The organism is Streptomyces sp. NPDC031379 (assembly GCF_055569615.1).
On record NZ_JBVIIT010000038.1, the window covers coordinates 15,948 to 41,833 of the forward strand.

24 protein-coding genes are annotated in these 25,886 nt (G+C 72.2%); 14 read left to right on the plus strand and 10 right to left on the minus strand.

Annotation, left to right across the window (positions count from 1 at the left end; genetic code table 11):
* Positions 1–92 precede the first annotated feature (92 nt).
* Complete coding sequence (locus ACZ5CW_RS37990; protein WP_468609800.1) at positions 93–869, plus strand: polysaccharide lyase family 7 protein; 777 nt, start codon at positions 93–95, stop codon at positions 867–869.
* Positions 870–960: 91 nt separating this feature from the next.
* The gene (locus ACZ5CW_RS37995) at positions 961–1,413 is read left to right on the plus strand and encodes a hypothetical protein (protein ID WP_468609802.1); all 453 of its coding nucleotides are present in this window, start codon (positions 961–963) and stop codon (positions 1,411–1,413) included.
* 57 nt (positions 1,414–1,470) lie between these two features.
* On the opposite strand, the gene ACZ5CW_RS38000 is transcribed toward ACZ5CW_RS37995, so the two are convergent.
* Together ACZ5CW_RS38000 and ACZ5CW_RS38005 are read right to left on the minus strand one after the other, a co-directional pair.
* On the minus strand, positions 1,471–4,845 hold the full coding sequence (locus ACZ5CW_RS38000) for a pyruvate carboxylase (RefSeq protein ID WP_468609804.1): 3,375 nt from the start codon (positions 4,843–4,845) through the stop codon (positions 1,471–1,473).
* A gap of 180 nt (positions 4,846–5,025) precedes the next feature.
* A complete protein-coding gene (locus ACZ5CW_RS38005) occupies positions 5,026–5,892 on the minus strand; it encodes a hypothetical protein (protein ID WP_468609806.1) in 867 nt (288 codons plus the stop codon).
* 464 nt (positions 5,893–6,356) lie between these two features.
* On the opposite strand from ACZ5CW_RS38005, the gene ACZ5CW_RS38010 reads away from it, so the two are divergent.
* From ACZ5CW_RS38010 to ACZ5CW_RS38045, 8 genes are all read left to right on the plus strand, one after another.
* Positions 6,357–7,922 (plus strand): sensor histidine kinase, encoded by a 1,566-nt coding sequence (locus tag ACZ5CW_RS38010; protein WP_468609808.1) that lies wholly within the window; start codon positions 6,357–6,359, stop codon positions 7,920–7,922.
* The gene (locus ACZ5CW_RS38015; RefSeq protein WP_468609810.1) at positions 7,919–8,326 is read left to right on the plus strand and encodes a roadblock/LC7 domain-containing protein; all 408 of its coding nucleotides are present in this window, start codon (positions 7,919–7,921) and stop codon (positions 8,324–8,326) included. Before ACZ5CW_RS38010 ends, ACZ5CW_RS38015 begins: the two co-directional genes overlap by 4 nt.
* A gap of 26 nt (positions 8,327–8,352) precedes the next feature.
* Entirely contained in the window at positions 8,353–8,700 is a 348-nt protein-coding gene (locus ACZ5CW_RS38020; protein ID WP_468609812.1) for a DUF742 domain-containing protein, read from the plus strand.
* Positions 8,681–9,307 carry a GTP-binding protein gene (locus ACZ5CW_RS38025; RefSeq protein ID WP_468609814.1) on the plus strand — a complete coding sequence of 209 codons (627 nt, stop codon included), beginning with the start codon at positions 8,681–8,683 and terminating at the stop codon, positions 9,305–9,307. Before ACZ5CW_RS38020 ends, ACZ5CW_RS38025 begins: the two co-directional genes overlap by 20 nt.
* Positions 9,304–10,515: a cytochrome P450 gene (locus ACZ5CW_RS38030; RefSeq protein WP_468609816.1), complete on the plus strand. Its 1,212-nt coding sequence runs from the start codon at positions 9,304–9,306 to the stop codon at positions 10,513–10,515. Before ACZ5CW_RS38025 ends, ACZ5CW_RS38030 begins: the two co-directional genes overlap by 4 nt.
* 101 nt (positions 10,516–10,616) lie before the next feature.
* On the plus strand, positions 10,617–11,843 hold the full coding sequence (locus ACZ5CW_RS38035) for a cytochrome P450 family protein (RefSeq protein WP_468609818.1): 1,227 nt from the start codon (positions 10,617–10,619) through the stop codon (positions 11,841–11,843).
* 185 nt (positions 11,844–12,028) lie between these two features.
* Positions 12,029–13,018 (plus strand): aldo/keto reductase, encoded by a 990-nt coding sequence (locus tag ACZ5CW_RS38040; protein ID WP_468609820.1) that lies wholly within the window; start codon positions 12,029–12,031, stop codon positions 13,016–13,018.
* A 377-nt stretch (positions 13,019–13,395) separates the two neighbouring features.
* Positions 13,396–14,643 (plus strand): MFS transporter, encoded by a 1,248-nt coding sequence (locus tag ACZ5CW_RS38045; RefSeq protein WP_468609887.1) that lies wholly within the window; start codon positions 13,396–13,398, stop codon positions 14,641–14,643.
* 15 nt (positions 14,644–14,658) lie between these two features.
* Here ACZ5CW_RS38045 and ACZ5CW_RS38050 read toward each other — a convergent pair whose 3' ends face one another.
* The 4 genes from ACZ5CW_RS38050 to ACZ5CW_RS38065 form a co-directional block, all read right to left on the minus strand.
* A complete protein-coding gene (locus ACZ5CW_RS38050) occupies positions 14,659–15,402 on the minus strand; it encodes a metallophosphoesterase family protein (protein WP_468609822.1) in 744 nt (247 codons plus the stop codon).
* Positions 15,399–15,677: a BON domain-containing protein gene (locus ACZ5CW_RS38055; RefSeq protein WP_468609824.1), complete on the minus strand. Its 279-nt coding sequence runs from the start codon at positions 15,675–15,677 to the stop codon at positions 15,399–15,401. Before ACZ5CW_RS38055 ends, ACZ5CW_RS38050 begins: the two co-directional genes overlap by 4 nt.
* Positions 15,674–16,360, minus strand: a complete 687-nt coding sequence (locus ACZ5CW_RS38060) for a nucleotidyltransferase family protein (protein WP_468609826.1) — start codon at positions 16,358–16,360, stop codon at positions 15,674–15,676. Before ACZ5CW_RS38060 ends, ACZ5CW_RS38055 begins: the two co-directional genes overlap by 4 nt.
* Before the next feature lie 117 nt (positions 16,361–16,477).
* Positions 16,478–18,028, minus strand: a complete 1,551-nt coding sequence (locus ACZ5CW_RS38065) for an APC family permease (protein ID WP_468609828.1) — start codon at positions 18,026–18,028, stop codon at positions 16,478–16,480.
* Positions 18,029–18,287: 259 nt separating this feature from the next.
* Here ACZ5CW_RS38065 and ACZ5CW_RS38070 point away from each other — a divergent pair, with 259 nt between their 5' ends.
* Together ACZ5CW_RS38070 and ACZ5CW_RS38075 are read left to right on the plus strand one after the other, a co-directional pair.
* Positions 18,288–19,478, plus strand: coding sequence for a PP2C family protein-serine/threonine phosphatase (locus ACZ5CW_RS38070; protein WP_468609830.1), 1,191 nt, complete (start codon positions 18,288–18,290; stop codon positions 19,476–19,478).
* Positions 19,479–19,642: 164 nt separating this feature from the next.
* Entirely contained in the window at positions 19,643–20,704 is a 1,062-nt protein-coding gene (locus ACZ5CW_RS38075) for a glycerophosphodiester phosphodiesterase family protein (RefSeq protein WP_468609889.1), read from the plus strand.
* Between the two features lie 68 nt (positions 20,705–20,772).
* Here the strand turns inward: ACZ5CW_RS38075 and ACZ5CW_RS38080 are convergent, their stop codons facing one another.
* The 4 genes from ACZ5CW_RS38080 to ACZ5CW_RS38095 form a co-directional block, all read right to left on the minus strand.
* Positions 20,773–21,267, minus strand: coding sequence for a hypothetical protein (locus ACZ5CW_RS38080; RefSeq protein ID WP_468609832.1), 495 nt, complete (start codon positions 21,265–21,267; stop codon positions 20,773–20,775).
* Positions 21,268–21,445: 178 nt separating this feature from the next.
* The gene (locus ACZ5CW_RS38085) at positions 21,446–21,922 is read right to left on the minus strand and encodes an SRPBCC domain-containing protein (protein WP_468609834.1); all 477 of its coding nucleotides are present in this window, start codon (positions 21,920–21,922) and stop codon (positions 21,446–21,448) included.
* A 99-nt stretch (positions 21,923–22,021) separates the two neighbouring features.
* A complete protein-coding gene (locus ACZ5CW_RS38090; RefSeq protein ID WP_468609836.1) occupies positions 22,022–22,837 on the minus strand; it encodes an SAM-dependent methyltransferase in 816 nt (271 codons plus the stop codon).
* An 83-nt stretch (positions 22,838–22,920) separates the two neighbouring features.
* A complete protein-coding gene (locus ACZ5CW_RS38095) occupies positions 22,921–23,796 on the minus strand; it encodes a helix-turn-helix domain-containing protein (protein ID WP_468609838.1) in 876 nt (291 codons plus the stop codon).
* Positions 23,797–24,108: 312 nt separating this feature from the next.
* Between ACZ5CW_RS38095 and ACZ5CW_RS38100 the strand changes: the two genes are divergently transcribed.
* Positions 24,109–24,657 (plus strand): hypothetical protein, encoded by a 549-nt coding sequence (locus ACZ5CW_RS38100; RefSeq protein ID WP_468609840.1) that lies wholly within the window; start codon positions 24,109–24,111, stop codon positions 24,655–24,657.
* Positions 24,658–25,200: 543 nt separating this feature from the next.
* Complete coding sequence (locus tag ACZ5CW_RS38105; RefSeq protein ID WP_468609842.1) at positions 25,201–25,857, plus strand: GNAT family N-acetyltransferase; 657 nt, start codon at positions 25,201–25,203, stop codon at positions 25,855–25,857.
* The last annotated feature ends 29 nt before the right edge of the window (positions 25,858–25,886 follow it).

The following is a 25,886-nucleotide window of genomic DNA, read 5'->3' on the forward strand; positions in this document are numbered from 1 at the left end:
GACCTTTAGCTTCTCGGGTCACCAGCGACCAAGGATGCATTCAGCGTTCATCATGCTGAACGCATCCTTGGTCCGACGAAGGGACCCCCCACATGACCCGATCCCGGCTTCTCACGACGACGACCACCGCGGGTCTCGCCCTCGCCCTCACCGCCCTCGGCTCCGGCGGTGCGGACGCGGCCGATCCCCATGTCGCCCCCGGCGGCAACTTCGACCTGTCCGTGTGGCAGCTCCAGGAGCCCGTCGGCTCCCCCGGCAAGCCCACCACCATCCCCTCGTCCCGGCTCCAGGGCCCGAACGGCTTCCAGGACGCGTACTTCTACACGGACACCCGGGACGGCGCGATGACCTTCTGGGCGCCCGAGAAGGGCGTCACCACGCCGAACTCCCCCTACGCCCGCTCCGAGCTGCGCGAGATGAACCGCGACGGCTCCGCCGCCGACTGGCCGCTCGCCGGCTCGCACCGCATGAGCGCGACCCTGCGCGTGGTGTCCGTGACCAAGAACGTGTGCGTCGGCCAGATCCACCTCGGCACCGGCGGCTCCTCCACCAAGCCGCTGCTGGAGTTGTACTACCGCGCGAACGGGGACATCGTCCTCGGCACCGAGAACTCGCCGGCCGGCGGCCAGACCCTGCATTCCGTCGGGCACGTGTCCGTCGGCAAGACCTGGAACTACACCATCGCCGTCTCCGGCGGCGACACCATCGACCTGACCGTGAACGGCACCACCACCCACTACGCCGTCCCGTCGTCCTTCAAGCCCTACAAGCAGTACTTCAAGGCCGGCTCCTACAACCAGTCCTCCTCGGACAGCACGACGAAGGGTGCGCGGGTCGCGTTCTACGGGCTGACCGTCTCGCACGGCTGACACACGGTACGACCTGCGCGATTGGTGCATTCGGGCGGACGGTCGTAGCGTCGATGTGCGGTACGACACAGCACGACGGGCGGGAGCGGCCATGCGCGGATCATTGACGGGAACGGCGATCGCCCTGGCGGCGGGAACCCTGATCACGGCGGCCATGACCACGGCCTCGGCCAGCCCGGCGGCCACGCCCGCACAGGCCGACACCCCGCCGCCCGTCCTCGTCGACTGTCAGTGGCAGCGCGACATCCGCCCGACCGATTTCATCCTCGCCTGCGGCGACGGCAACAGCCGGCTGTCCGGGCTCCAGTGGAAGCAGTGGGGTCCGGAGGCGGCGACGGCGGTCGGCGTGAACCTGGTCAACGACTGCAAGCCGTACTGCGCAGCGGGCACGTTCCGCTATTACCAGGTGACCGTGCGCCTGGACCGTCCGCAGGCGTGGAAGAAGGACCCGCAGGTCCAGCACTTCACCCGGATGAGCCTCACCTACAGCGGCGCCCGCCCGGAGGGCTTCAAGCAGGTCATGACCTACCCGCTCTGGGACTGAGCGACCGGGTGCACCGCTCGCCGCGGCCGGGGCGTCCCGGCCGCGGCGAGCGGTGCGTCAGGCGATCTCCACCAGCAGGTCGCCGCCCTCCACCTGCTGGATCCGGTTGATGGCCAGCCGGGTCACCCGGCCCGCCTTCGGCGCGGTGATGGTGGCCTCCATCTTCATCGCCTCGATGGTGGCGATCGTGGCACCGGCCGCCACCTCGTCGCCCTCGGTCACGGCGAGCGTCACCACCCCGGCGAAGGGCGCGGCGACATGGCCGGGGTTGGACCGGTCGGCCTTCTCCGTCACCGGGATGTCGGAGGCCGCCGCCCGGTCACGTACCTGAATGGGCCGGAGCTGGCCGTTGAGCGTCGACATCACGGTGCGCATACCGCGCTCGTCGGCCTCGCCGACCGCCTGCAGCTCGATCAGCAGCCGGACACCCGGGTCCAGGTCGACGGCGTACTCCTTGCCGGGGCGCAGACCGTAGAAGAACGCCTTGCTGTCCAGCACGCTGGTGTCGCCGAACGCCTGGCGGTGCGTGTCGAACTCGCGCGTCGGGGCGGGGAACAGCAGCCGGTTGAGGGTGGCCCGCCGGTCCTTGGCCAGCCCGTCGCGGTCCTCGGCGGACAGCTCGGGGGTGGGCTTGGCCGCGGCACGGCCCTGGAGCGCCTTGGTGCGGAAGGGCTCGGGCCAGCCACCGGGCGGGGTGCCCAGCTCACCGCGCAGGAAGCCGATGACCGAGTCGGGGATGTCGAACCTTTCGGGGGTCGACTCGAAGTCCGCCGGGGAGACGCCGGCACCGACCAGATGCAGGGCGAGGTCGCCGACCACCTTGGAGGAGGGGGTGACCTTGACCAGGTGGCCCAGGATGCGGTCGGCGGCGGCGTACATCGCCTCGATGTCCTCGAAGCGGTCACCGAGGCCGAGGGCGACGGCCTGGGTGCGCAGGTTGGACAGCTGGCCGCCGGGGATCTCGTGGTGGTAGACGCGGCCGGTCGGAGAGGCGAGACCCGCCTCGAACGGGGCGTAGATCCTGCGGACGCCCTCCCAGTACGGCTCCAGGTCGCCGACCGCCTGCAGGTCGAGTCCGGTGGGCCGCTCGGAGTGGTCGGTGGCGGCGACGAGCGCCGACAGCGACGGCTGCGAGGTCGTACCGGCCATGGAGGCCACCGCCCCGTCGACCGCGTCGGCGCCCGCCTGGACGGCGGCGAGGTAGGTGGCGAGCTGGCCGCCGGCGGTGTCGTGCGTGTGCAGGTGCACCGGCAGGTCGAACTCGCGGCGCAGCGCCGAGACCAGCTTGGCCGCGGCCGGGGCGCGCAGCAGACCCGCCATGTCCTTGATGGCGAGGACATGGGCGCCGGCGTCGACGATCTGCTCGGCGAGCCGCAGGTAGTAGTCGAGGGTGTAGAGCCGCTCGGCGGGGTCGTTGAGGTCGGCGGTGTAGCAGAGCGCGACCTCGGCGATCGCGGTGCCGGTCTCGCGCACGGCCTCGATGGCGGGCCGCATCTGGCCGACGTCGTTGAGGGCGTCGAAGATGCGGAAGATGTCGATGCCGGTGGCGGCGGCCTCCTGCACGAAGGCGTCGGTCACCTCGGTCGGGTACGGGGTGTAGCCGACGGTGTTGCGGCCGCGCAGCAGCATCTGGAGGCAGATGTTGGGGACGGCCTCGCGCAGGGCGGCCAGCCGCTCCCAGGGGTCCTCGGCCAGGAAGCGCAGCGCCACGTCGTAGGTGGCGCCGCCCCAGCACTCCAGGGAGAGCAGCTCGGGCAGGGTGCGGGCGACGACCGGGGCGACGGCGAGGAGGTCCTTGGTACGCACGCGGGTGGCGAGCAGGGACTGGTGGGCGTCGCGGAAGGTGGTGTCGGTGACGCCGATCGTCGGGGACTGACGCAGGTGCCGGGCGAAGCCCTCGGGGCCGAGTTCCACGAGGCGCTGACGGGATCCGGCGGGCGGTTCACCGGCCGGCAGCGGGGGCAGCTTGGTCAGCGGGTCGAGCAGGTCGGGACGTTCGCCGTGCGGCTTGTTCACCGTCACGTCGGCGAGGTAGGTGAGCAGCTTGGTGCCGCGGTCCGCCGAGGAACGGGCGGTGAGCAGATGGGGGCGCTGCTCGATGAAGGACGTGGTGACCCGGCCCGCCTGGAAGTCCGGGTCGTCCAGGACCGCCTGCAGGAACGGGATGTTGGTGGCGACACCGCGGATGCGGAACTCGGCGACCGCGCGCCGGGCCCGGCCGACGGCGGCCTTGAAGTCCCGGCCCCGGCAGGTGAGCTTGACCAGCATCGAGTCGAAGTGGGCGCTGATCTCCGTGCCGGCGTGCGTGGTGCCGCCGTCGAGCCGGATGCCGGAGCCGCCCGGCGAGCGGTAGGCGCTGATCCGGCCGGTGTCCGGGCGGAAGCCGTTGGCGGGGTCCTCGGTGGTGATGCGGCACTGGAGGGCCGCGCCGCGCAGGGTGACGGTGTCCTGGGACAGGCCGAGGTCGGCCAGGGTCTGGCCGGAGGCGATGCGCATCTGGGCCTGGACCAGGTCGACGTCCGTGACCTCCTCGGTCACGGTGTGCTCGACCTGGATGCGCGGGTTCATCTCGATGAAGACGTGGTTGCCGTCGCGGTCGAGGAGGAACTCCACGGTGCCCGCGTTGCGGTAGCCGATCTCGCGGGCGAAGCGCACGGCGTCGCCGCAGATCCGGTCCCGGAGTTCCGGGTCGAGGTTGGGGGCGGGCGCCAGCTCGATGACCTTCTGGTGGCGGCGCTGCAGCGAGCAGTCGCGCTCGAAGAGGTGGATGACGTTGCCCTCGCCGTCGGCGAGGATCTGCACCTCGATGTGGCGCGGCTCCACGACGGCCTTCTCCAGGAAGACGGTCGGGTCGCCGAACGCGGACGCGGCCTCACGGGATGCGGCCTCGATGGACTCGCGCAGCTGGGCGGGGTCCTCCACGCGGCGCATGCCGCGCCCGCCGCCGCCCGCGACCGCCTTGACGAAGACGGGGAAGCCGATCTCCTCGGCGGCGCGCACCAGTTCGTCCACGTCGGTGGAGGGCTGGGACGAGCCGAGCACGGGTACACCCGCCGCGCGGGCGGCGGCGACCGCGCGGGCCTTGTTGCCGGTCAGCTCCAGCGTCTGCGCGCTGGGCCCGACGAAGGTGATGCCCGCCTCCTCGCAGGCGCGGGCCAGTTCGGGGTTCTCGGACAGGAAGCCGTACCCCGGGTAGACGGCGTCCGCCCCCGCCCGGCGGGCGGCGCCCACGATCTCCTCCACGGAGAGGTAGGCGCGCACCGGATGCCCCGGCTCTCCGATCTCGTACGCCTCGTCTGCCTTGAGCCGGTGCAGCGAGTTGCGGTCCTCGTGCGGGAACACGGCGACGGTGCGCGCGCCTAGTTCGTAGCCCGCCCGGAACGCGCGGATCGCGATCTCTCCACGGTTGGCGACCAGCACCTTGCGGAACATCCTGGATTCCCTTCAGCTGCCTGCCGGCGACGAACACCCTGGTGTCAGCCACGTCCTGCCCTGCTTCGCGGCCACCTTAGGGGTTGCCCGCAGGGGTCGACGTGCGAAAACCATCACATTGACGGGGTGGGCGACGCCACAGGGACGCGCCGAGCGGTCCGGTCGGAGCGCAGGAGCGCGCTAACGCTCGAGGGAAGTCGTCTCAACCCTGGGATCGGTGTTCTCGCCTCGGTCGGCGGGCACGGCCGGGGCCGTGACGGTGGGCGCGGGGGCGGGGGCGGGCCCGGCGTGCGCCGACGTGGGCCCGGTGTCCCGCGCGGACAGCAGGGACCGGACGACGGCACGCCATCGCTTCCCGCGGCCGTGGAGGAACCCGAGGACGACCGCCGCGCCCACCGCGATCAGATGCTCACGGCCGGCCAGGTTGGGGACGGCGATGGACTCCCACACCATCGAGCCGCCGGTCAGCGTGAACACCACGGGGGCGCGCTCGACGACCGCGAGATAGGTGAACAGGCCCACGACGGCCGCGGAGGGCCCGGTGTCCAGCACCTGCCCGGCCTCGGGCGGCAGTCCGAACCCCCACCAGCCGGGTCCCGTCGCGATCATCAGGCGGGCGGTGAGAGTGCCGGCCAGGGTGGTGGTGTAGGCGATCACCAGGGTGCGGCCGCGGCCGAGGCTCAGTTCGGCGAGGGCGAAGGCGAGGAAGAGCTGGGTGATGCCCGCCCACACCGGCAGGTCCAGCGCCGGGACGTACAGCGACACGGGGGTGCGCAGCAGGGACTGCCACAGCGGCAGGTCGGCCATGACACCGCCGAGCCGCCGCACCCATGACGCGCCGGTGGGGTGCTGGGCGATGCCGTGGAAGAAGATGACGCCGAACGCGGCGACGAACGCCAGCAGCAGCCCGGACAGTCCGCGCCGCGCGAGCTGCCGCACCGGGCCGACGACGATGGAGTGCCACTCGGCCCGCAGTGTGCGCCCCGTGGACCGGGCCGGCCGCGCGAGCAGCGAGCGGATGCGCTCGAGGCGCCCTTCGGTGGTCATGGGACACGGCGGCCCGTCGCTTCCGGTTCCCCCGTCACGTGCATTCCTCCTCCACCTCCCTTCGGCTGTCCGGCCGTGCGAGGCGTTCTCCTGGTACCGGCCTGCGTGGTGGTGAGGCCCGGCCGGTTTCAGTTCAGCGAGCGGGAAGTCGGGCGTCAAGATCCCTTATGGGTGGGAAGACCCACGGTGGGAATCGGGTACCGAGAGGCAACCTTCGCCCCCCTTTGGTCCGTCCTCCCGTACTGGCTTTCCGTCGCGGATGACCGTCCAGTTCACCGAACAAGCGCGGACTCTTTCATTTTCGATCACGAACTCTCGTATAGTGACCGCCAGTTCACCATCGACTGCCACGTCTCCCCACCCGCACCTTTCCTGCTGCTTTCCTACCGCCTTCCTGCTGCCCTCCTGCCGTTTTCCTGCCGTCTCCACCTGCCCGTCTCTGCCGCGAGGACCAGACCGGACCGATGACCGCGCCCACCCATCCCGGCGATCGCCCTTCCCTCCGTACGTTCGTCTCCGCCCTCGCCGTGACGGGCGTCCTGTCGGCGCTCGTGGTCTGCGCGGCCGTGGTGGCGGCACCGGGCTCGGCGCGCACCCCGCTCGCCTGGGGCGGGGCCGCGGCGGCGGTCGCGCTCAGCGCGGCGGTGGCCACGGCCGCGCACGCCCTGCGGGCCGCGCGCGATGTCCGGCGCCGGCTGGAGAGCGTCACCCAGGACCTCGGACGCCTGCTGCAGCAGCAGGCCCGTACGGCCGAGGAGGCGCGTCAGGAGCAGCAGCGGCTCATCGACACACTCGATCAGCAGCGCGCCGAGCTGACGCAGTCGTCCGCGATCCGGCTGACCCGGCTGAAGGAGGAGAGCACCCGGGAGACGGACCGGCTGCGCCAGGAGAACGCCCGGCTGGCGGGCGAGTCGGGGCGGGCCCGGCGGGAGCGGGACGCGGCGGTCTCCGCGACCTCCAACGCCGCCGCGCGGATGCAGGCCCTGGCCACGGCCATGCTCGCCGACCTGCGCGCGATGGAGGACCGGCACGCCGACGAGGACGTCCTCGCCGACCTCCTCCACCTCGACCACCGCACCGCCCAGGCCGGCCGGCTCGCCGACTCCATCGCCGTGCTGACCGGGGCGCGTTCCGGCCGCCGATGGGCGCGGCCGATCGGCATGGAGTCGATCCTGCGGGGCGCGATGGGCCGGATCGCCGGCTACCGCCGGGTGCGGGTGCACTCGGTCAGCGACGCCGCCGTCGCCGGGCACGCCGCCGAGGGCGTGATGCACGCGCTGGCCGAACTCCTGGACAACGCCGCGAACTTCTCGCCGCCGACCGCCGAGATCCACGTCTACGTGGAGGAGGTGCCGGCCGGTGTCATCGTGTCCGTGGAGGACAGCGGCCTGGTGATGGGCGAGGTGCAGCTGCGTCGCGCCGAGAGCGCGGTCTCCGGTGACGTCTCGGGGCTGGGCGGTCTGACCGGTACCCGGCTCGGGCTCGCCGTGGTCGGCCGGCTGGCCCGCAAGTACGGCCTCAAGGTGTCGTTCCGTCCGTCGGCGCGCGGCGGCACCGGCGTGCTGATGCTCATCCCGCAGGACATCCTCACCAGCCCCGCGCCCGCCGAGCCGGCTGCCGCCGCCCCGCGCCCGGAGACCGGGACACCGGCCGAGGCCCCGGTCGCCGTGGAGGCCGCGCCGGTCCACGAGGCCGCCCCGTCGGCGCCGGAGGAGGGTCCGGCCGGGCTGCCCAGGCGGCGCCGGGGCCGCACGCTCGCCGAGGCCGAACGCTCCCGTTCGCACCGCGCCGGTGCGGGGCGCCCCGCACCGGGCGGCGACGAGGGCAAGGCCCGAGCGGCCCGCTTCAGCAGCTTCCGCCAGGCCGTCCGCCCGTCCGCCCCGGCCACCCGGCAGACCGACCCGGACCCCTCCGCACCCGCACACCGGGGACGGGACACGGCTCCGGACGATCAGGCCGCCGTGTCCGAACGTCCCTCCCCCAGCCCCACTCAGCCGCACGCGTACCCGGAAGGCGACACCACCTCATGACCGCCCCGACCACCGCCGACGACAAGCTCACCTGGCTCCTGGAGGGCCTGCTGGAGAGGACTCCGGGTGCCCGGCACGCGCTCGTGCTCTCCCGGGACGGGCTGAAGCTCTGCCGTACCCCGGAGTTGAGCGTCGACCAGGCCGACCAGCTGGCGGCGATCGCGGCCGGTATCCAGTCGCTGTCGCACGGGGCGTCCGTCGAGTTCGGCGACGGCAGCGGCGGCGTGCGCTCGGCGATGACGGAGTTCTACGGCGGCGTGCTCTTCATCGTGGAGGCGGGCGAGGGAGCCCATCTGGCCGTCGTCACCACGGAGGACGCGGATGCCGGCGTCGTCGGGCACAACATGAGCGAACTGGTGGAGCAGCTCGGCGAGCACCTCACCGCTCCGCCCCGCGCCTCATGAGCGGTCCCGGCACGGGCGGTCCGGGCATGAGCCGTCCGGGCAGGGACGACGCCCCCGACCGCCTCTACACCATCACCCAGGGACGCAGCCGGACCGCCCCGGACAACCCCTTCGACCTCGTCACCCTGGTGGTCGCGGAGTCGGAGCCGGTGGCCGGCATGCAGTCGGAGCACTTGGCGATCCTCGAGATGGCCCGGTTCCCCACCTCGGTGGTGGAGATCGCCGCCGAGCTGCGGCTGCCGGTGAGCATCACCAAGGTGCTGCTGTGCGACCTGCTGGCCGCGGGCCGCGTCAGCGCCCGTCATCCGCGCAGGCCGGCCATAACCGACCCCGACATCCTGGAGCAGGTGCTCGTTGGACTCCGCAACCTCTGACGCGCGTACCCCGCTGGGTGCCTCCGCCGACAACGGTCTGAAGATCGTGGTCGTGGGCGGCTTCGGCGTCGGCAAGACCACCCTGGTCCGCTCCGTCAGCGAGATCCGTCCCCTCAACACCGAGGAGACGATGACCCAGGCCGGCGAGACGGTCGACGACATCCGCCAGGTGCGCGGCAAGTCCGCCACCACGGTCGCCTTCGACTTCGGCCGGATCACCCTGGACGCGCACAATGTGCTGTACCTGTTCGGCGCGCCGGGCCAGGAGCGGTTCTGGTTCCTGTGGGACCGGCTGTTCTCCGGCACGCTCGGGGCGGTCGTGCTGGTCGACACCCGCAGGATCGACGACTCCTGGTACGCCATCGACCGGCTGGAGCACCACGGCACCCCGTTCATCGTGGCCTGCAACGACTTCGGCGGAACCGTCCGCGCCGGCGAGGACGTCCGTGAGGCCCTCGACCTGGACCCGCATGTGCCGCTGATCGACTGCGACGCCCGCTCCCGCATCTCCAGCAAGCAGGTCCTGATCTCGCTGGTGCAGCACGTGAAGAACCGGTACGCCGACCCGTCCGCGCGGGCGGGCCTGCCCCGACAGGAGTTCGTGTGACCACGCCCGACGCCGTCCCGCTCAGCGGCCCCCGGTTCCAGACCGAACCCGCCCGGCTGTACCGGGAGATGCGGCGCGACCACGGCTCCGTGGTGCCGGTACTGCTCGACGGTGACGTTCCCGCCTGGCTGGTGCTGGGCTACCGGGAACTGCACCAGGTCACCGGCGACCCGGTGCTGTTCAGCCGGGACTCGGACCTGTGGAACCAGTGGGAGAACATCCCCGCCGACTGGCCGCTGCTGCCGATGATCGGCCGCAAGCAGCCGTCGATCCTCTACACGGTCGGCGAACGGCACCGGCAGCGCGCGGCGATGATCAGCAACGCGCTGGAGGCGGTGGACCCCTTCGAGCTGCGGCGGCACGCGGAGCGGTTCGCGGACGAGCTGATCGACGCGCTGTGCGCCGCGGGCGAGGCCGACCTGATCGCGCAGTACGCGATGCTGCTGCCGGTCCGGGTGCTGGCCCGGCTCTACGGCTTCCCGGACGAGGACGGGCCGGGACTGGTCACCGCCCTGAACGACATGATCGACGGCCGCGACCGGGCCCTCGCCGGGCAGGCCCATCTGGCCACGTCCATGGGGCAGTTGCTGGCCGACCGGAAGAAGGAGCCCGCCGAGGACGTGGTCTCCCGGATGCTGGCCGACGACGGCGGCTTCAGCGACGAGGAGATCGTGCAGGACCTGATGGTGATGATGGCGGCCGGGCACCAGCCGACCGCCGACTGGATCGGCAATTCGCTGCGGCTGATGCTCACCGACGACCGGTTCGCCGCCTCGCTGTTCGGTGGCCGCCACAGCGTCGCCGAGGCGATGAACGAGGTGCTGTGGGAGGACACGCCCACGCAGAACGTGGCGGGCCGCTGGGCCGCCCGGGACACGCATCTGGGCGGCCGCCGCGTCCGGGCCGGCGATCTGCTGCTGCTCGGTCTGCAGGGCGCCAACTCCGATCCGCAGGTGCGCACCGACGCCTCCGCGCTGACCGGCGGCAACAGCGCGCACTTCTCCTTCGGCCACGGTGAGCACCGCTGCCCGTTCCCCGCGCAGGAGATCGCCGAGGTGATCGCGCGGACCGGCATCGAGGTCGTCCTGGACCGGCTGCCGGACATCGACCTGGCGGTGTCCGCCGAGGCCCTCGGCCGCCGGCCCTCGCCCTGGCTCAGGGGACTGACCCAGCTGCCCGTCCGGTTCACTCCCGTACCGGCCCTCTGATCCCGCGTCGCCTCGGCCGGCCCGCTCCTGCATCGGGGGGCCGGGGGTGGTCCCAAGGACCGGCGCAGTATTCCGACTTCTGACCTGGGAGGCACGTCACGATGACGACCGGTACCGCAGCATCCCGTATCGCCCTGGACCCCTTCGTCACCGACCTGGACGGCGAGAGCGCGGCGCTGCGCGCGGCCGGCCCGCTGGCCGCCGTCGAACTGCCGGGCGGCGTCCCGGTGTGGGCCGTCACCCATCACGCCGAGGCCAGGGCGCTGCTCACCGATCCGCGTCTGGTGAAGGACATCGGCGTGTGGGGCGCCTGGCAGCGCGGCGAGATACCCGCGGACTGGCCGCTGATCGGCCTCGCCAACCCGGGCCGCTCCATGCTCACCGTGGACGGCGCCGACCACCGCCGGCTGCGCACGCTGGTCGCGCAGGCGCTCACCCCGCGCCGGGTCGAGCGGATGCGCGAGCGCATCGAGAAGCTCACCCAGGACCTGCTGGACGCCCTGCCCGCCGGTGCGGGGACCGTCGACCTGAAGGCCGCCTTCGCCTACCCGCTGCCCATGTACGTCATCGCCGACCTCATGGGCATCGAGGAGGCGCGGCTGCCCCGGCTGAAGGTGCTGTTCGAGAAGTTCTTCTCCACGCAGACCCCGCCCGAGGAGGTCATCGCGACCCTCACCGAGCTGGCGCGGATCATGGCCGAGACGGTGGCGGCGAAGCGGGCGGAGCCGGGGGACGACCTGACCAGCGCGCTGATCCTCGCCTCGGAGGACGGCGACCGGCTCACGGACGAGGAGATCGTCTCCACGCTCCAGCTGATGGTGGCCGCGGGCCACGAGACGACGATCTCCCTGATCGTCAACGCCGTCGTCCTGCTCTCCGCCCACCCCGACCAGCGCGCCCTGGTGCTGTCCGGCGGGGCCGACTGGTCGGCGGTGATCGAGGAGACCCTGCGCTTCTCCACCCCCACCTCCCACGTCCTGATCCGGTTCGCGATCGAGGACGTGCCGGTCGGCGACAAGGTGATCCCGGCCGGGGACGCGCTCATCGTGTCGTACGGCGCGATCGGCCGCGACGAGAAGGCGCACGGGCCGAGTGCCGGGGAGTTCGACATCACCCGCGAGACGAGGAACCGGCACATCTCCTTCGGTCACGGCCCGCACGTGTGCCCGGGTGCCGCTCTGTCCCGTCTGGAGGCGGGCGTGGCGCTGCCCGCCCTGTACGCCCGCTTCCCCGGCCTGGACCTGGCGGTCCCCGCGAGCGAGCTGCGCAACAAGCCGGTGGTCACGCAGAACGACCTGTTCGAGCTGCCGGTGCGGCTGAACCCCTGACCTCGCCCACGGGCCCGCCTTGACTTAAAGAGCGCTCCAACTCGTAGCGTCACGGACGGCGCGCGCAGGTGCCCGCACCCGGCCTCCCCCACGGGATGCCGGGTGCCGGATTCCGTCGCTAGATGGAAGAAGGCCTCGCGCCCGGCGAACGAACGACGAGTGTGCACGAAAGGCTGGGAGATCACATGCAGAAGCGCAGTCTGGGGGACCTCCAGGTATCGGCCATCGGCCTCGGATGCATGGGGATGTCCGCCTTCTACGGATCCGCCGACCAGGAGGAGGGCATCGCGACCATCCGGCGTGCCCTGGAACTCGGGATCGACTTCCTCGACACCGCGCAGATCTACGGCCCGCTCACCAACGAGTCGCTGGTCGGTGAGGCGATACGGGGACATCGCGACGAGTACGTGATCGCGACGAAGTTCAACTACCGGATGGACGACGCCGTACCCGGTGACATGAGCACGGTCGGCCGGCAGGACGGCTCGGCCGAGCACGTGCGCAGCTCGGTCCACGGCTCGCTGGAGCGCCTGGGCACCGACCACATCGACCTGTACTACCAGCACCGGGTCGACCCGGACGTGCCCATCGAGGAGACGGTCGGCGCGCTGGGCGAGCTGGTCGCCGAGGGCAAGGTGCGGTACATCGGGCTGAGCGAGGCGAGCGCGGAGACCATCCGGCGCGCCCACGCCGTCCACCCGGTCACCGCCGTGCAGAGCGAGTACTCGCTGTGGACGCGGGACGTGGAGGCCGAGGTGCTGCCCGCCTGCCGGGAGCTGGGCATCGGTTTCGTGCCGTACTCGCCGCTCGGCCGCGGCTTCCTCGCGGGCCGCTTCAGCTCCCCCGACGAGCTGGACGAGAACGACTTCCGGCGCAACAACCCCCGCTTCACCGACGCCAACCTGGAGGCGAACCTGCGGCTCGCGGCGAAGGTGAAGGAGATCGCCGCCGAGAAGAACGTGACCCCGGCCCAGCTGGCCATCGCCTGGGTGCTGGCCCAGGGCGAGGACCTGGTGCCGATCCCGGGCACCAAGCGCCGCACCTACCTGGAGCAGAACGCCGGCGCGGTCGGCATCGAGCTGACCAAGGACGACCTGGCCCGTATCGACGCCGAGCTGCCCGAGGCGGCGGGCGAGCGGTACGACGAGGCGGGGATGCGCGCGGTCAATCGCTGACCGGGGGCGCGATACGCGCGTGCCGACGGGTGTGCCGTGCCTCACCGTCCGGCCCGCTGGGGCAGGGGCCGGACGGGGCCTGTGAGGAAGCACACGCGGGGGCGCAAGTCACGTGTGTACGGGGGTTTTTGGGGATCGCACTCCTCCGTGCGCGGGGGATGTCGACGACGGCTCGTGCGTCCCGTCTGCCACCATGGTCGGCGCCCTGACCAGGCGGCCCGGCCACGCAGCGCAGCCGGCCCGACGGGTTCCGCCGGTCTCTTCCGACTCCCCTGGTTGTCGAGTACCCCGCCTTGTCTGCTGCCCCCGCCCTGCCCCCGTCCGTGCCCCGTACCACCGCCTCGCGTTCGCCGTGGCGATCCCTGCGCCACCGCGGGATGCGCTGGTGGTCGGCCGCGAACTTCGTCTCCAACGCCGGTACCTGGATGCAGCTCACCGTGCAGAACCTGCTGGTGCTGCACATCACGGGTTCGGCGGCGGCGACCGGCCTGTCGATGTCCGTCCAGGCGGCGCCCGCGCTGTTCGTGAGCCTGCTGGGCGGCGCGGCCGTGGACCGGTGGCCCCGGAAGCTGACCGTCGCCGTCAGCCAGGCCCTGCTCGGGGCGGTGGCGTTCACCACGGCGCTGCTCGTGGCGCTGGACCGGATCGACATGACGGCATTGCTGGTGCTGGCGGCCGTGACGGGCGTGATCGCCACCGTCGACGGGCCGGCGTGCGCGCTGCTCGGCAACGATCTCGTGCCCGTGGAGGACGTCCCGTCGGCGATCGGCGTGGGTGCCCTCGTGCACAGCGCGGGCCGGCTGGCCGGTACCGCCCTGGCCGGTGTGACCGTCGGCTTCCTCGGCACGTCCGCCGCGTACGCGGCCAACGGGATCTCGTTCCTGTTCGTCGCGTCGGTCGTGCCGTTCCTGCGGCCCGCCCACGGTGCCGCCCAGGAACCGGCGCCGGAGCGGCGGGCCGCCCCGGCGCGCGCGGACATGAGCGTGCGGGAGGGGCTGGTCTTCTTCGTGCGCCGTCCCCGTCTGGTGGCGCTCGCGGGCATCACCGGGATCAGTTCCGTCTTCGGCCGCAACTACGCCCTCACGCTCGCCGTGCTCGTCACCGGTCCGCTCGCGGGCGGCGCCGGGGCGTTCGGCACGGTCTCCACGGTGCTGGCCGTCGGCGGCATCCTCGGCGCGGTCCTCGGCGCCCGGTTGCACAAGCCGTCCGTCCGGACCGTGGGTCTGCTCGCGGCGGCCGGCGCGCTGCTCCAGGTCGTGGCGGGACTGTCGCCGTCGCTGGCCGTCCTGCTGGTGCTGGTGCTCCCCATGGCCGTGGTGGAGTCCGTCTCCGACACCGCCGGAACGGCCGTGCTGCAGACCGATCCGCCCGCGCATCTGCGGGGCCGGGTGCTCGGCGTGTGGAGCAGCATCGGCACGGTGTGGAGCCTCGGCGGGCCGCCCCTGCTGGGTCTGCTCATGGAGTGGGCCGGGGCGCGCGGCGCCCTGGTCGCCGGCGGGCTGCTCATCGCCGGGTCGATCGGCGCGGGCCTGCTGGTCCGCCGGCGCGGTGTGCGGGTGCCGGTGACGCTGACCGCGAAGGACGGCGACCTGACCGGCCGGGAAGTGCTGGGCACGGCCGCCTGACGCCGGGTCCCGGGCTCACGTCCGCTGGTGCTGGTCCCCGCCCGGCAGGTGGTACACGTGGAACGCCTGCCCGATCACGGGCTGGGCGACATTGCGCACCCGGACGCCCCCGCTGGTCATGCCGTGCTCGGTGCCCGCGTGGGCGTGGCCGTGCACGGCGAGGTCGGCGCCCCCGGTGTCGATGGCCTCCGCGAGCAGATAGCTGCCGAGGAACGGATAGATCTCCGGCGGCTCCCCGGCCAGTGTGTCCGGCACGGGCGAGAAGTGGGTCAGCGCGATCCGCACGTCGCAGTTCCACTCGCCGAGGTCCTTCAGGGCGGTGTGCAGGCCGTCGGCACAGCGGCGGGTGTAGCGGACGAACTCCTTCATGAGCGGTTCGCCGAACTCCCCGGCGCAGCGGCCGACGAATCCACCGCCGAATCCCTTGGTCCCGGCCACGCCGATCCGTGCCCCGTCGTGGGTGACGACGGCCGCCTGTCCCTCCAGGACGTGGACGCCCGCGTCCCGCAGGATCGCGGTGACCTCCTCGGGCCGTTCGTCGTGGTGGTCGTGGTTGCCCAGGACGGCGACGACCGGCACGCCGAGGTCCTTGACCTCCCGGGCGACGATCGTGGCCTCGTCCGGTGTGCCGTGGCGGGTGAGGTCGCCGGCGAGCAGCAGTACGTCGGCGCAGTCGGGCAGCGTCTCGAAGGACGGGCGCAGCGTGCCCTGGCTCTCGGGGCCCATGTGGATGTCCCCCACGGCCGCGACGCGGATCATGTGAGGTCCTCCCCGTGGTCGGGCGAGGAGGTCCCGGCGACGAGCAGGTCGCAGTGGACCGGGTGCCCCGCCAGTTCCTCGCGGACGGTGCGCAGGATGTCGTCCCGGCACTGGGTGGACGGCACGGTCCCGGTCAGCAGGACGGCGTCGCCGTGGGGTTCCAGTCGTACGCCGAGTTCCCCCAGGTCTCCGGAGGCGAGGCGTTCGGCGAGGTGGGCGACGAGGTAGTCCAGGTTCGCCGCCGCGGGCGGTGTGGGCGGGCTCGGATCGGTCATGGCTGCCCCTCCTGGGCGTCGATCACGTTCAGCCGTTCGAGGAGGAAGAGGAAGGCGGCCGGCATGGGCTGGTCGCCGCAGCTCGCCCGGATCGCCTCCCAGTCGACCTTCTCGCGGACGGCGCGCGCCACCGGCAGGACCGACCCGAAGTCGCAGTAGTGCTCCGAGAAGGCGCTGATCAGGCTGCGGATCAGATCGGTCGGGGACAGGACGGGCATGAGCACCGAGTCGACCGGCAGGGTGTGGGCCCGGTCGAGCATGTCCTTGGTGACGGGCTGGTGCGCGAGGGCGAAGATGATGTCGACGTTCTGCCCGTGGCAGGTGGTCTTCAGCAGCCAGTCCTCGGGCGGGGTGCGCATGGCGAGGCCGGCCTCGCACAGCGTGGCGGCCACCGCCTCGGCGTCTTCGGGCAGGACGCAGAAGTCGGCGTCGTGCTGGAGGTAGCGGCTGCCGCCGTGGGCGTAGACGGCCACGCTGCCGGCCAGGGCGAAGGGGTGGCCCGCGCGCTTGAGGAGGGCGCCGATCTGCTTGGCGGCCTCCAGGATCGCCTGGCTGCGGTCCTGGGGCAGGTCCGACGTCTCCGGTCCGGGCGAGGCATGCTGACCGGCTCCGTCCGTGGCGAGGCGGAGTTCGGCGATGTCCGGTCGCCGGGCGGGCGCGGTTTCCTCCCCGTTGTGCGTCATGACCTCTCCATTCGCGGCACCCTGCACTCCTTGGTCGGCCGGTTCGGCCTCGGGGCTGGTACGGGTACCCGACGGGCCCGTACCGACACGGCACACCGCGGGACGGTTCGGTGTGGCTCAGTCCTCCACGACGAGCGCCGGCGTCCCGGCGGTGAGGACCTGGCCGTGGAAGAAGGCCGGGCTGCGGCGCCGCATCAGGAGCATGATCAGGACGCCGAGGAGCAGCAGCCCGACGCCGATGACGAAGACGGAGCCGACGCCGAGGACGGCGGAACCGCTGCCGTAGGCCGGGTTCCACATGTCGTACAGCGTCTTGCCGAACACGGCGGTCAGCAGCAGACCGCCGAGGACCGGGAAGAGGCCCTTGAAGACGGCGTCGCGGGCGGAGCGGGTGAGGTCGCGGCGGAAGTACCAGGCGCAGGCGAAGGCGGTGAGCGCGTAGTAGAAGCAGATCATCAGGCCGAGGGCGTAGATGGTGTCGACCAGGACGTGCTCGCTCAGCAGCGACATGACCGTGTAGAAGACGCCGGTGGCGGCGCCCGCGGTGACGGTGGCCCGGCCGGGCGTGCGGAACCGCTCGTGGACGCGGGCGTAGGAGGCGGGCAGGGCCTGGTAGACCGACATGGCGAGGACCGTGCGGGCGACCGGGATGAACGTGGTCTGGAGGCTGGCGGCGGCCGAGGCGAGGACGGCGAGGAAGAGCAGGATGCCGAGGGCGTGGCCCATCACCGGGCCGGCGAGGGCGGCGAAGACGTTGTCGGAGGTGTCCGGGTCGGCCAGGCCCAGGCCCTCGGTGCCGGAGCCGACGGCCATCTGGGCGGCGACGGCGGTGGTCAGGTAGGAGCCCACCAGGACGACCATCGCGATCAGTGCGGCACGGCCTGGTGTCTTCTCGCTGCCGACGGTCTCCTCGTTGGCGGTCAGACAGGTGTCCCAGCCCCAGTACATGAAGATCGACAGGGAGAGCCCGGCGCTGAACGAGGCGAACGACTTCACCGCGAAGGGGTTCAGCCAGGACCAGGAGAAGTCGGCGTGGCCGGTGAAGGTGCCGGCGTGCGCCTTGCCCAGGGCCAGGGCGACGAAGAGGGCGAGCACCACGAGCTGGAGTCCCACCAGCGCGTACTGCACGCCCTTCGTCGTCGTCATGCCGCGGTAGCTGATCGCGGTGGCGGCCGCGATCAGCGCCAGACAGGTGAGGATGTGCACGGCCTTGTCGCCGTCGAGGCCGGCGACCGTGCCGCTGCCGGTGATCTCGCCGGCCAGCAGCCAGAAGTAGGACGTGGCGACCCCGGCCAGGTTGGACAGCACGATGACGGTGGCGATGACCAGGCCCCAGCCGCACATCCAGCCGACGTGCGGGCCGAACGCCTTGACGGTCCAGGTGAAGGAGGTGCCGCAGTCGGGTACGGCCTTGTTCAGCTCGCGGTAGGCGAAGGCGACGAGGAGCATCGGCAGGAAGCCGGCGAGGAACACCGCGGGCATGTGCAGGCCGACCTCGCCCGCGGTGGAGCCGAGTGTGGAGGTGAGGCAGTAGACCGGGGCCACGGTGGAGACGCCGATGACCGCGCTGCCCAGCAGGCCGATGGAATTGCCGCCGAGGCCCTTGCCGCGTACTGCGTCACCCGATGCCGTGTCGTCGGCCTGCGGCCGCATCGCCGTCTGTGTCATGACACAGGACGCTAAATGCTGCGATTTCGGTTGAAGGGTGTATACGGCACCTATGGCGAGCCTTCATTTCATAGGCCAGCTAGCTACCGGACCAGCATTTGAATGGAAAGTGACGCTACTGGATCTCTCGATTGAAGGCAAAGCGATCTCCGTGCGACATCCGGGAACCGAAGGCGCGCCCGGATTGCCCGATTCCATTTCTTCCCGTGTGACCTGCGTCGCGTGGCCGCTCGACCGGCCCGGGAGCACGCTGGTAGGCATGAGACCCCGGCTCAGGGGCTTGGCCACGGGACAGCCGTGGCAGTCGACGCACGCCCTGCTGCTGCTTCCGATCGCGCTCATCGTGGTCATCACGGTGGTGGACGTGCAGGCGCCGCACGACGTGCACCTCGGCCCGACCCTGGTGATCGCGCCCGCGCTCACACCGTCCTTCGCCGGGCCCCGCACCACGGCCGCCGTCGGAGCGCTCGCCCTGGCCGCCCAGATCCTGATCGGCGTCACCCACGGCGGCCTCGGCACCACGAACCACATCGTGCAGATCATCACCCTCGCGGTGCTCTCGGTGCTCTGTGTCCTCTACAGCGCGCTGCGCGAGCGCCGGCAGGCCCAGCTGGCCCAGGTCCGCACGGTCGCCGAGGCCGCACAGCACGTGCTGATGTGGCCACTGCCCGAGCAGATCGGACCGCTGCGGATCGCCTCCCTCTACCTGGCCGCCGAGGACGAGGCACAGATCGGCGGCGACCTGTACGCGGCGACCCTCAGCGACGGCAGCGTACGCGTCCTGATCGGCGACGTGCGCGGCAAGGGCCTGCCCGCCATCGGCGAGGCCGCCCTGCTGCTCGGCGCCTTCCGCGAGAGCGCGCACCGGCACACCCGGCTGGTGGAGCTGGCCGGCGCCCTGGACCAGAGCGTCAGCCGCTACACGGCCGACCTGGAACCGCCGGAGGAGGCGGGCGAGCGCTTCGCCACCGCCCTGCTGCTGGAGATCCCCGACCATGACCCGGTCACCCGGATGACCAGCTGCGGTCATCCGCCTCCCCTGCTGCTGAGCCCCGGCCATGTCGTCACGGTGCCGAGCCTGCACCCCTCGCCGCCGCTCGGCGTGCACGCGAGTGCCGAGCACACCCTGGACGTGTTCTCCTTCGAACCCGGCGACACCCTGCTCCTCTACACGGACGGTGTCGTGGAGGCCCGGGACGCCCGCGGCCGGTTCTATCCGCTCGCCGAGCGGGTCGCGCGCTGGACCGACGACAGCCCCGAGGCGCTGATGCACCACCTGCGGCGCGACCTGCTCGCCCACGTCGGCGGCCGGCTGGACGACGACGCCGCGCTCATCGCCCTGCACCGCACACCGGCCGACCGGCGCCGCCACCAAGGCCGCGCGGCCGGCGGCGACACGGCCCGGCACGGCTCGGGCCCCCGCCTGCGGCGATCGCCGGACGTGCCGTAGCGGCATCCGGCCCCTGGCCGCGGCGCCACGCGTGTTCAACTGGCTTTGCGTCGATGTTCAGTTCACGGGGTGGCTCGTCCCACCGGCCGTTGCGAGAATCTGCGGACCCCCGAGAACAGGGAGCCTCCTTGCCTCACCCGACCTCCGCCCTCGCCGCCGTGTCGATGCCCGTACGACTCCTGATCACCGGCCTGGCCCTGGTACCGGCGTTCCTTCTCCCGGCCACCGCGCAGGCGGCACCGAGCGGTCACCACCCACCCCGTTTCGACCTCCAGGCACACCGCGGCGGCATCGGCATGACGACCGAGGAGTCGCTGGAGGGCTTCGGCAAGGCGATGCGGCTCGGCGTGTCCACGCTGGAGCTGGACACCCAGATCACCAAGGACCTGAAGGTGGTCGTCAACCACGACCGGCAGATCAGCGGCGTCAAGTGCCAGGACACCGGCCCGGTCACACCCGGCGACCCGGCCTACCCCTATGTCGGCAAATACATCAAGGACCTGACGCTGGCGCAGATCAGGACACTGGACTGCGGATACCGGCAGCTGCCGGGCTTTCCCGAGCAGGAGGTCGTCAAGGGCTTCCGGATGGTGGAACTCGAGGACGTCCTGAACCTGGTCAAGAGCTATCACGCCAAGAGGCTCAAGCTGAACATCGAGACCAAGGTCGAGGCCGGCGCACCCGAACAGACGGCGCCGCGCGAGCTGTTCGTCCGGCGGGTGTACGAGGAGATCCACCGCTCGGGCATCGAACGGCAGGTCACCATCCAGTCCTTCGACTGGGGCGCGCTGAAGGTGATGCACCGGCTGGCGCCCACCTGGCCGCTGGTGGCGCTGACGAACTACGACTTCCTGCAGGTCGGCCGGCCGGGCGCGTCCCCGTGGCTCGGCGGGATCGACGCCGACGACTACGGCGGGGACTTCGTCAGGGCGGCCGCCACCGTCCCCGGCGTCACCACCCTCTCCCCCAACTACGGCTTTCCGCAGAACGGCAAGGTCGGTGACCCCGGATTCCGCTTCTACGCGGACGCCGCGATGGTCGCCGAGGCGCACGCCCGCGGGCTGAAAGTGGTTCCGTGGACCTGCGACGACATGGTGACCGTGGCGGCGCTGATGGACATGGGCGTCGACGGCGTCATCACCGACCATCCCGACCGTGTACGGCAGCTCATGGCCGACCGCGGCCTGCCGCTGCCCCGGCCCTACCACCCGCGCGGGCAGGTCTGACCGGCGCCGCGGGCGTGCCGCCCCGCCCCGAGTGGGGCGGGGCGGGGCGGCACGCCCCGTCCTCCGGGTCAGCCGACCGGCTTGAGGTCGGTGATCTCGAGGGTCTTCAGGTCGGACTGCACGTCGATCTTGCTGACCTGCGCGTGCGGCCCGTCGCTCCAGGTGAGCGTGACGCGACTGGTGGCGTGGCCCGCGCCGGAACCGGTGTAGGTCACCTTCCACTTCACCGGCACGTTCTGCGCGAACAGAATGCCGTCGGCGTGCTCCTTCTTCTCGTAGGCGGCCACCTTCTTCTGGGCGGCGGTCGAGAGGTAGAAGGCGCGCAGCGCCTTGGCGCTGGCGGCGGCCGACGGGTCCTCGGTGGCCCAGACGGAGTCGATGTAGGCCCCGTAGAAGTCGGCCACGTGCTGGGTGACGTTGCGCGGGTCTCCCTGGGCGGAGGACACGGCGGCGGTGGGGCGGCTCGCGGTGCTCCCCGCGAGGGCGGGCGTCACGGCGGCCAGGGTCAGGCCCGCGGTGAGGGCCACGGCGGTGAGAAGGGTCTTGCGACTACGGACGGACATCTGTTTCTTTCCCCCGGTTTCTTCGCGACCGGTCCGATCCCGGCCGTCGACGGACCTTAAGACCGCATCTCCCTCGCTCCGGTTCCGCTTCATTCCCCTTTCTTCCCCGGCAATTCCCAGGAGTTGAGGCGAGGAGAAGGTTGTGGCGAATTCCGGACGCGTTGTCTCTGCCTTTCGGTCACTCCGGTCCGGGAGGCAGCCGTCCTTCCACCAGCCGCGCGAGATTGTCGAGGGCCATGCGGGTGCCCAGCTCGTTGTCGGCGCTGGAGACGGCGTCGGGGACGCCCTCGTGCAGGATCTCCACGTCCGTGCCGTCGGCTCTCGCGGTGAGCGTCGTCGTCAGGGTCATGGTGCCGCGCAGGGCGTCGTCGTCGGTCTCGAACGCGAACACCTCGACGACCAGGGCGTCGGGCACCAGCCGGGCGAAATGGCCGTGGTAGGTGTCGGTGTGCCCGCCGGACTTGCCGGTGCCGCCCGCGCCGCCGTAGGTGAGGGAGATCCGGAAGGCCCCGCCCTCGCGGGCCTGGAAGGTGTGGACCCGGGCGGTCATGCCGGCCGGGACCCGCCAGGCCGTGAGCGCGTCCGGGTCGAGCAGGGCCCGGTAGACGGCCCGCGGGGCCGCTCGCACGTGCCGGGTGACGCGGGTGGCGTGCATGGACTCACGCTACCGGCTCGCAAGGGGGGCCCGGCCCGTCGTACGGCATGGACGGGGCCGAGGTCCGGGAGGTGGGTGCGGACCCCGGCCCCGGGTCTGTCACGGCTTGCGGGCGACCGCGCCGTACATCGCGATGTCCTCGTCGCGGATGTCCCTCTCGCCGGTGCCGTCGGGGTGCCACTTGTGCACCTGGACGATGCCCGGTTCGGCCAGTTCCAGGCCCGCGAAGAACTCGTGGGCCTCGTCGATGGTGCGCAGCCGCATCGGCATGTTGCGGGCCGCGTACTCGCGAGCCACCCGGCCCACCTCGGCGGGCGCGAACTCGGCGGTACCGATGGACATGGCCAGGTGGCTGCCGGAGGGCAGCGGCTCCAGCAGGCGGCGTACGACGCCGACCGCGTCGTCCTCGTCCAGCATGAAGTGGACGATGGCGATGACCGTGAGCGCGACCGGCCGGCTCAGGTCCAGGGTCTCGCGCAGTTCGGGGGCGTCCAGGATGGCGGCCGGGTCGCGGAAGTCGGCTTCGACGTAGGCGGTGCGGCCCTCGGGGGCGCTGGCGAGCAGCCCCTGGGAAAGAGTCAGGACGATCGGGTCGTTGTCGGCGTACACGACCCGGGAGTCGGGGGCCACGGCCTGGGCGATCTCGTGCAGGTTGGGCGAGGTCGGGATACCGGTGCCGATGTCCAGGAACTGGCGCATCCCCGCCTCCTCGGCGAGCCAGCGCACGGCGCGGTTCATGAAGTCGCGGTTGGCACGCATGTGGACCGGGAGGGCGGGCCACTCCCGGGCCATGGCGTCACCGGCCTCCCTGTCGGCGGGGTAGTAGTCCTTGCCGCCGAGTATGTAGTCGTAGATGCGGGCGGAGTGGGCGTTCTCGGTGTCGATGCGGTCGGCCGGCCATCCGTTGTCGGGCACGCCGTGTCTCCCATTCGGGTCGGGGGTGTGGGACTCGCGCGACGAGGGGTGCTTCCAGGGGAGTCGGTTCACCACGGGCAGGCTCACAGCTCCTTGCGGATCGCGCCGAGCAGCGCCTCGGTCTTCCGGGCGGGTGCCGCCTGGGCGCCCACCCGGTCGAGTGCCTCGCGGTACACCACGACGTCGTCGGCCTTGTCGAGGTAGACGGCTCCGACGAGGCCGTTGAGGTAGACGATGTCGGGTAGTTCGGTGGCCCGGAACCGGAAGAGGTGGAAGGCGCCCGCCCGCATCGCGGGATGCGGCCCGTGGGCGAACGGCATGAGCTGCAGCGTCACCTGCGGCAGCCGGTTGACCTCGATGAGGCGGTCGATCTGCGCGCGCATCACCTCGGGCCCGCCGACCGGCCAGCGCAGCACGGTCTCGTCCATCACCACCCACAGCCGCGGTGGTGTCTTCCTGGCCAGCAGCTCCTGGCGGCGCATGCGCAGCGCGACCCGGCGTTCGGTGGCCTCGGCGGAGGCGTGCGGAGTGGCCGCGCCGAGCACGGCGCGCGCGTAGTCCTCGGTCTGCAGCAGGCCGTGCACGAACTGGTTCTCGTACGCCCGGATCTGCAACGCCGCCTGTTCCAGGCTGAGATAGGCGGCGAACCAGTCGGGCATCACATCGCGGTAGGTGTGCCACCAGCCGCGCTTGTTGGCCTCGCGCACGGACTGCAGGAAGGTGTCGATCTCCTGCCGGTCGGTGACGCCGTAGACCTGGAGCAGTTTCTCGGCGTCCGCCAGCCGCAGCCGGGCCACCTTGGCGGCCTCCATGCGGCGGATCGTGGAATGACTGACGCCGATGGCCGAACCCGCCTCGGCATAACCGAGACCGGCCCGGGTACGCAGCTCCTCCAGCTGCCGGCCGAGGATCATGCGCAGGACGGAGGGGGCACCGCCCCAGTCGGTCTCCGCGGTCACACCACACCCCCTCCCCAGTTCTCCGGCCCAGCCCGGCAGGGCACGGAGTTCTCCGAGCCCAACGATCACCGGCTGACCGGAGCAGCATGCACGTGGCCACTTGCAAATTTCAACTTGCCGGTTGCGGGTCATTGTTGGCAGGTGCCACAGTGGAGGCACTGCTCCGGCCGACCCAAGGAGCAGGCAGCGCGGCCGAGTCGGGGAGAGCGGGCCGCACCACGGCCTCCGGGGAGGCGGTGTGTCGTCTGCTGTGGGAGCGGCCGGCCGATTCGAAACCCCCACACCCGAGGCCGGACGAAAGGCGTTACGGCGATGGCTCCGCCCTCCCTCCCCCGACCGCTCCGCCGGCCTCCCGAGGACCGGGCACCGCACCGGCCGGCGGTGGCGGTCGGCGGCTCCGCACCACCCGGAGACGAGCGCCTCGGTCGACTGCCTGGGCCCGGCGGCCCCGACCGGCTCGTCTCCGGGGCCCCGCTCCCCGGCGCCGCCGCCTTCGGCCTGCCGGCCGTCTCCCTCGCCCGTCGGGCCGTACGGAACCTGCCGACCGCCCGGAGTGTGCCGCGGGACGTCCGGGACGGCGTGGTCCTCGTCATCTGCGAGCCGGTCACGAACGCGCGTGTGCACGCGGCCGGCGAGCGGATCGTTCGCCGGCCGCGGGGCACCGCGGAGCGGGTGCACACCGAGGTCGAGGACCGGGACGGCGGCCCCACGCTCCCGGCAGCGGACCGCCCCGGACCCGACGACCGGCACCGGCGCGGGCTCTTCCCTTTCCAGGCGCTGAGCCGCGACCGGGCGGTGACGCCCATGCCCGGCCGGTCAGCGCGCGCCGTCCGGCCGGAGCCGACCCCCGGCCGCTCCTGACACCACCGTCCACCCGCCCGAAGGATTCCGGATCCCCCCACACACCCGAAGGGTTCCCATGCACCGCACCTCCCCCCACCCCGTCCCGGCCGCCGACCCGTCCTGGACCCGCACCCACCCCAAGCCCAGCACCCGGAAACCAGCCGCCTGAGCCCCTCCCCGAGGGACACAGGGCCCGGCTCCGACACCCCCCACCCTCTGGCCCCGAAGCACGCCACACTCACCGCCGGTGCCGATCCATCCCGTCCGTAGGCCGCTCGCGCTCCCCGACCCACCCCGGGCCGGACGCCGCCCCGAACCCTCACACCCGGGACACGAGGCCCGCCACACTCATCACCGACGCCGACCACCCCCGCCCTTCGGCACCCCCCCGGCTCACCCGGCCGCGGACGGCGGCCGGAACACCCCCCGGGGGATACGACGCCCGGACCCGATACCCGCTAGATTCACCGCCGGTGCGGATCGTCCGCATCCGTCGGTGGGTGCGTCCCTACGGGTTCCGTGTCCGCCTGCCGGCCGTTCCGTCGGGGGTGCGAGGGGTTCATGGTCTGGTCGTTCATCCGCCGGGTCCGTGCCGCGCCCGGCCTGCCGCTGCCCGGGCGGTGCGCGCCGGACCGGCACGTCCTGGCCACGGAACGGCTGCTGCTGTTCACGCCGCGGCACCGTCTGGACGTAGCGGCGGCGCTCGCCGCGTGCGCGGACGCCGAGGCGCAGCGGTGGCTCGGCACCCAGGCGGACGAGGTGGTGCCCAATCCCGGTACCCGAAGGGCCCTGCTGCAGTGGCGGCCCGCCGGCGACGACGGCCGCCGGGTTCCCCGGCTGCTGGCCGAGCCGTTCGTGCCCGGACCCGACGACCCGATGATCCTGGTCTGCGTGCGCAGGTCGGACCTCAGTTATGCCGGGGCCCTGGAGCTGGAGCACCGGTCCGGCGAGATGGGTGGCTGGCTGGCCCCCGGCTGCCGCGGCCAGGGCCTCGGCGCGGAGCTGTTCCGCGCGGGCGTCACGCTCGCCCACACCCACGCCGGGCTGGCCACCGTCCGGGCGGGCGCCGAGCCCGGGAACACCGCGAGCCGGCGGGCCCTGGCCCGCGCGGGCTTCGTCCCGGACCAGGGGCCGCCCCGGCACACCCTGCCCGACGGCCGGGTGGTCGACGCGGTCTGGCACCGGCACGACACCAGGGCGGCCTCCCGCTGCCGCTGATCCCGCGCGGGGCGTCCTCGCCCACGTCG